Raw genomic sequence first — 6577 nt, 5'->3', positions numbered from 1 at the left:
TTCCACCCCGTCGAGGCCGAGGCCGCCGGCATCCGCTCGACGCCCACGGTCGTCGTGCGAGACACGGCCGGAGAGGTGGTCTTCCGGGCGGAGGGCGCCCCCTCCCTCCCGCAGGCTCTCGCCGCTCTGGCACTCGCCCTGCCCGCGTAGGGTGGCCGCGGGAGGACCCATGCACCGTCGCGCCGCGCTCGCGAGCACCGTCGTTCTGCTCGGCGCCCTCGCGCTCTCGGGATGCGCCTCCGAGGAGCCGGTGACCACGGCCGCGGTCGGGCTCGGACGGGGCGGCGAGCGCGGCGAGGTCCTCGGCGTCGTCGTCGTGTGCTCGGGATCCGTCGACGGCCTCGACCTCGCCGCCTCCGACTCCGCCCCCCTGACCATCGGCGACGGGCTGCGGAGGGTCACCCGCTGGGTCTCCCCGTCACCGGTCACGCAGCTGGGCGCGACCGACCTCTCCGGATCCACGGTCTGGCCGGCCGACACGGTGATCGAGCGGTTCCCGCTCGGCGTCGACCTCGCGCTGGGCGCCTACGCGACCGACCGCTCCGTGCTCGCCCGCCCGGTCGTCTTCACGGCCGAGCAGTTCGACACGCTCTCCGTCGGCGAGATCATCGTCGGCGACATCCGCGACGGCACGTCCGAGACCCTCTCGGTCCAGCAGTTCCTCGGCCTCGCCTGCGTGGACCGCTGAGCGGGCGGCTCGGCCGTCCGAGCGGCGACCTCGATCGCACGACGGCACGGTCGGCGACAGGAGAGGCCGCCGAAGACCTCGACACGGTGACCCCGCGACGGCGGAGGACCCGGAGTGCCGTGGGCCGGTGGACCAGAAGGGCCGGCGAAGGGGAAGCACCCGCGAGAGGGGAGGAAGTGTGGAGCCTAGGAGATTCGAACTCCTGACATCCTGCTTGCAAAGCAGGCGCTCTACCAACTGAGCTAAGGCCCCGCGCCGGAGACGGGGCGATCCGTCTCCGAGAGTCGAACGGCCCGCCACCGCGAGGTGACGGGCCGTTCGGACCGGGTGGGGGTACCAGGACTTGAACCTGGGACCTCTTCATTATCAGTGAAGCGCTCTAACCGCCTGAGCTATACCCCCGGAATGGCCAGAGGAGACTCTACCCGACATCGAGCAGGAATCCCAATCGGCCGGACCGTGCGCCCTACTGGTTGGTGAAGCCCACCAGGAGGCCGCCGGTGATCTTGACGCTGAGGTTGTACAGCAGCGCCACGATCGCGCCGAGCGCGGTGGTGACGATGGTGTTCAGCACCGCGACGACGATCGCGAAGCCCATGACCTGCGGCAGCGAGATGATCGTGTTGAGGTCGAACGCCTCCGCGCCGGCGATGTCCTGCACGAGGCCGTTGACCTCGTCGAAAACGCCCGTCTGGGCCAGGACCGTGTAGACCAGGTAGACGACGACGATCGTGATGATCGCGAGCGTCAGGCCCAGCAGGAACGAGAGCTTCACGGCCGACCAGAAGTCGACGTAGACGAGCTTCAGGCGGACCTGCTTCGCCGCCGGGCTCTTCGCGGACTTCCTGGCGAGCTTCTCGGCGACGGTGCTACTCATCTACGGACCCATCCTCCTCCGACACCGGAGCGGACTCGGCCGGCGCCGCGGCGTCGGGATCCTCGTCCTGGGCGTCGAGATTGCGTTCGGTGTTCTTGGCGAGTGCGATGATGCGGTCGTCCTCAGCGAATCGTGCGAAGACGACTCCCATGGTGTCGCGACCCTTGGCCGGTACCTCGGCCACCGCAGAGCGTACCACCTTGCCGCTGGCGAGCACGACGAGCACCTCGTCGTCCTCTCCGGTGATGATGGCGCCCACGAGGTCGCCGCGCTTCTCCTCCAGCTTGGCCACCTTGATGCCCAGCCCGCCGCGTCCCTGGAGGCGGTACTGGTCGACCGCGGTGCGCTTGGCGTAGCCGCCCTCGGTGACCACGAACACGAAGCCCTCGTCACTGACGACGTTGGCGTCGAGGAGGCGGTCCTCTCCGCGGAACGACATGCCGCGGACTCCGGAGGTGGAGCGGCCCATCGGACGCAGCGCCTCGTCGGACGCGGTGAAGCGGATCGACATGCCCTTGCGGGAGACCAGCAGCACGTCGCTGTCCTCCTCGACCAGGAGCGCCGAGACGAGCTCGTCGCCGTCGCGCAGCTTGATCGCGATGATGCCGCCGGAGCGGTTCGTGTCGTACTCCGAGAGGGCCGTCTTCTTGACGAGGCCGTCGCGCGTGGCGAGCACGAGGTAGCGGGCCGCCTCGTAGTCGCGGATGTCGAGGATCTGCGCGATCTGCTCCCCCGGCTCGAGCGCGAGCAGGTTCGCGATGTGCTGGCCCTTGGCGTCGCGGCCGGCCTCCTGCAGCTCGTAGGTCTTGGCGCGGTACACGCGACCGGTGTTCGTGAAGAACAGCAGCCAGTGGTGCGTGGTGGTGACGAAGAAGTGCTCGACGATGTCGTCGGCCTTCAGCTGCGCGCCGCGCACGCCGCGGCCGCCGCGGTGCTGCGCCCGGTAGGAGTCGCTCCGGGTGCGCTTGAGGTAGCCGCCGCGGGTGACGGTGACGACCATCTCCTCCTCGGGGATCAGGTCCTCGACGCTCATGTCGCCGTCGAACCCGAAGAGGATCTCGGTGCGGCGGTCGTCGCCGAAGCGGTCGACGATCTCGTCGAGCTCGTCCGAGATGATCGTGCGCTGGCGCTCGGGGCTCGCGAGGATCGACTTGTAGTCCTCGATCTCGGCCTGGATCCGGTCGTGCTCGTCGATGATCTTCTGGCGCTCGAGGGCCGCGAGGCGGCGCAGCTGCATGTCGAGGATGGCGCGGGACTGCACCTCGTCGATGTCGAGCAGCTCCATCAGGCCGTCGCGCGCCTCCTCCACGGTGGGGGAGCGGCGGATGAGGGCGATGACCTCGTCGAGCGCGTCGAGCGCCTTGAGGTAGCCGCGCAGGATGTGGATCCGCGCCTCCGCCTCGTCGAGGAGGTACTGGGTGCGGCGCACGATGACCTCGACCTGGTGGTCGACCCAGGCGCGGATGAAGCCGTCGAGCGAGAGCGTGCGCGGGATGCCGTCGACGATCGCGAGCATGTTCGCGCCGAAGTTCTCCTGAAGCGGCGTGTGCTTGTAGAGGTTGTTCAGCACCACCTTCGCCACGGCGTCGCGCTTGAGGACGACGACGAGGCGCTGGCCGGTGCGACCGGAGGTCTCGTCGCGGATGTCGGCGATGCCCGAGACGCGCCCGTCCTTGACCAGCTCGGCGATCTTGATCGCCAGGTTGTCCGGGTTCACCTGGTACGGCAGCTCGGTGACGACGAGGCAGGTGCGGCCCTGGATCTCCTCGATGGAGACGACGGCGCGCATCGTGATCGAGCCGCGGCCGGTGCGGTACGCGTCCTGGATGCCGCGGACGCCGAGGATCTGCGCACCGGTGGGGAAGTCGGGTCCCTTGATCCGCTGCAGCAGCGCCTCGAGGAGCTCCTCGCGCGTCGCGTCCGGGTTCTCGAGCGCCCACTTCGCGCCAGCGGCGACCTCGCGCAGGTTGTGCGGCGGGATGTTGGTCGCCATGCCGACCGCGATGCCGACGGAGCCGTTGACGAGCAGGTTCGGGAACCGGGCCGGCAGGATCGCCGGCTCGCGCGTCCGACCGTCGTAGTTGTCCTGGAAGTCGACGGTGTTCTTGTCGATGTCGCGGACCATCTCGAGCGCGAGCGGCGCCATCTTGGTCTCGGTGTACCGGGGGGCGGCCGCGCCGTCGTTGCCGGGGGAGCCGAAGTTGCCCTGCCCGAGCGCGAGCGGGTAGCGGAGGCTCCACGGCTGCACCAGACGGACCAGCGCGTCGTAGATCGCGGAGTCGCCGTGCGGGTGGAACTGGCCCATCACGTCGCCGACGACGCGCGAGCACTTCGAGAACGCCTTGTCGGGACGGTAGCCGCCGTCGTACATGGCGTAGATCACGCGGCGGTGCACGGGCTTCAGGCCGTCGCGCACCTCCGGCAGGGCTCGCCCGACGATGACGCTCATCGCATAGTCGAGGTAGGAGCGCTGCATCTCGAGCTGCAGGTCGACCGGCTCGATCTTGTCGTGACCGTGGATCACCACACCGGTCTCGGTGACGATGTCGTCGCTCTCGTCCGGGCCGGTGGGGGTGGTGGGTTCTTCTGCCATGATCTCTGGTCTCTCAGGTGGGTCCGTGCCCCGGAGAAGCGGGGGCGGCGGTCGCGCTGGGTGTCAGGTGTGTCGTCGGTGTGCGGGCCGGTGAGGGCCTCTGTCGTGTTCTGGTCGAGGATGCGGCCCATCGAGGGCCGCCGTCACGTGTTCGAGGTGGTCGCGAGGACGGTCCACTGGACCGCCCGGCCGCCGTCTTTCGAAGGACGTGCGCTTCCTCGACCACTAGATGTCGAGGAAGCGCACGTCCTTCGCATTCTTCTGGATGAAGGAACGGCGGGACTCGACGTCCTCGCCCATGAGAGTGGAGAAGATCTCGTCGGCCGCGGCCGCGTCGTCGAGCGTGACCTGGAGGAGGGTCCGCGTGGCGGGGTCCATCGTGGTCTCCCACAGCTCCTTGTAGTCCATCTCGCCGAGGCCCTTGTAGCGCTGGATGCCGTTCTCCTTGGGCATGCGCTTGTTGGTCGCCGAGCCGTGCGCGATCAGGGCGTCGCGCTCGCGGTCGCTGTAGACGTACTCGTGCGGGGAGTTCGACCACTTGAGGCGGTACAGCGGCGGCTGCGCGAGGTACACGTAGCCGAGGTCGATCAGCGGGCGCATGTAGCGGAAGAGGAGCGTCAGCAGCAGCGTCGTGATGTGCTGGCCGTCGACGTCGGCGTCGGCCATCAGGATGATCTTGTGGTATCGCGCCTTGTCGGGGTTGAAGTCCTCGCCGATGCCGGCGCCGAACGCCGTGATCATCGCCTGGACCTCGTTGTTGCCGAGAGCGCGGTCGAGCCGCGCCTTCTCGACGTTGAGGATCTTGCCGCGGAGGGGGAGGATCGCCTGCGTCTCGGGGTTGCGGCCCTGCACCGCGGATCCTCCCGCCGAGTCGCCCTCGACGATGAAGATCTCGGAGATCGACGGGTCCTTGGACTGGCAGTCCTTGAGCTTGCCCGGCATGCCGCCGCCCTCGAGCAGGCCCTTGCGGCGGGCGGTCTCGCGCGCCTTCCGCGCCGCCATGCGGGCCGAGGCCGCCTGGATCGCCTTGCGGATGATGTCCTTGGCCTGGCTCGGGTTGCGGTCGAACCAGTCGGCCAGCTGCTCGCCGGCCACGCGCTGCACGAACGCCTTCGCCTCGGTGTTGCCGAGCTTCGTCTTGGTCTGGCCCTCGAACTGCGGCTCGCCGAGCTTGATCGACACGACGGCGGTGAGGCCCTCGCGGATGTCGTCGCCCGAGAGGTTCTCGTCCTTCTCCTTGAGCAGGTTGTTCGCGCGCGCGTAGCGGTTGACCAGCGTGGTCAGCGCGGCGCGGAAGCCCTCCTCGTGGGTGCCGCCCTCGTGGGTGTTGATGGTGTTCGCGTAGGTGTGGACGCTCTCGGTGTAGGCCGTGGTCCACTGCATCGCGACCTCGAGCGAGATGCGGCGCTCGGTGTCCTCGGACTCGAAGTCGATGATCTCGGAGTGCACGAGGTCCGACTTCTTCAGCGAGTTGATGTACTCGACGTAGTCGACGAGGCCCTTCTCGTAGTGGAAGACGTCGGTCCGGTCGCCCTCGGTCTCGTTCTCGCCCTCCCCCTCGAACTCGACCTCGTTCTGGTCGGTCAGCGCGATGCGCAGGCCCTTGTTGAGGAACGCCATCTGCTGGAAGCGCGCGCGCAGGGTCTCGTAGTCGAACTCGACCGTCTCGAAGATGCCGGCGTTGGGCCAGAAGGTGATCGTCGTGCCGGTCTCGTCGCTGGCCTCGCCCTTCTCGAGCGGGGCGTCCGGCACTCCGTCGGTGAAGCTCATCCGGTACACGGCGCCCTGGCGCTTGACCTCGACGTCGAGTCGCGTCGACAGCGCGTTGACCACGGAGGAGCCGACGCCGTGCAGGCCGCCGGAGACCGCGTAGCCGCCGCCGCCGAACTTGCCGCCGGCGTGCAGCACGGTGAGGACCAGCTCGACCGTGGAGATGCCCTCGGTCGGGTGCATGTCGACCGGGATGCCGCGGCCGTTGTCGGAGACGGTGACGCCTCCGTCGGCGCGCATCAGGATCTCGATGTTGTCGCAGTAGCCCGCGAGCGCCTCGTCGACGGCGTTGTCGACGATCTCGTAGACCAGGTGGTGCAGACCGCGCGGACCCGTGGATCCGATGTACATGCCGGGGCGCTTGCGGACCGCCTCGAGGCCCTCGAGGACCTGGATCTGGTTCGCGCCGTAGTCACCGGACGACTTGGTCGACATGCTCTCGTGCGGAGCGGAGGGGGCTGCTGAGCCGTTCGCGTCCAGGTCGTTCGCTGCGGGTGACGTGGAGTCGTTCGGCTCGTGAGTCATAGCTGTGGAGTTCTCCTCTGACGGTCCGTCGCGACGCGCACGGTGATCTGGAGATCGCCCGCGCGGCGGCGTCACTGCGGTTCGGCGGCCCTCCATTCTACCGCGTGCCGGGTCGATCCGAAGC

At 68.7% G+C, this 6577-nt stretch carries 4 protein-coding genes and 2 tRNA genes; 1 reads left to right on the top strand and 5 read right to left on the bottom strand.

Annotation, left to right across the window (positions count from 1 at the left end):
- The first annotated feature begins 169 nt into the window (after positions 1-169).
- Entirely contained in the window at positions 170-688 is a 519-nt protein-coding gene (locus C5C74_RS01485) for a hypothetical protein (RefSeq protein WP_104222672.1), read from the top strand.
- Between the two features lie 179 nt (positions 689-867).
- On the opposite strand, the gene C5C74_RS01480 is transcribed toward C5C74_RS01485, so the two are convergent.
- The 5 genes from C5C74_RS01480 to gyrB form a co-directional block, all read right to left on the bottom strand.
- Positions 868-940: transfer RNA gene (locus C5C74_RS01480), tRNA-Ala, on the bottom strand.
- 76 nt (positions 941-1016) lie between these two features.
- A tRNA-Ile gene (locus C5C74_RS01475) sits at positions 1017-1090 on the bottom strand.
- Between the two features lie 64 nt (positions 1091-1154).
- Positions 1155-1565 carry a DUF3566 domain-containing protein gene (locus C5C74_RS01470; RefSeq protein ID WP_104222673.1) on the bottom strand — a complete coding sequence of 137 codons (411 nt, stop codon included), beginning with the start codon at positions 1563-1565 and terminating at the stop codon, positions 1155-1157.
- Positions 1558-4158: a DNA gyrase subunit A gene (gyrA, locus tag C5C74_RS01465; protein WP_104222674.1), complete on the bottom strand. Its 2601-nt coding sequence runs from the start codon at positions 4156-4158 to the stop codon at positions 1558-1560. The genes C5C74_RS01470 and gyrA overlap by 8 nt, the downstream gene beginning before the upstream one ends.
- Before the next feature lie 225 nt (positions 4159-4383).
- Positions 4384-6363, bottom strand: a complete 1980-nt coding sequence (gyrB, locus tag C5C74_RS01460) for a DNA topoisomerase (ATP-hydrolyzing) subunit B (protein WP_208543372.1) — start codon at positions 6361-6363, stop codon at positions 4384-4386.
- Positions 6364-6577: the final 214 nt, after the last annotated feature.

It is taken from the genome of Rathayibacter sp. AY1E8, assembly GCF_002931415.1.
In the GTDB taxonomy this organism is placed as follows: domain Bacteria; phylum Actinomycetota; class Actinomycetes; order Actinomycetales; family Microbacteriaceae; genus Rathayibacter.
This window is presented reverse-complemented; position numbering and strand designations above follow the sequence as displayed.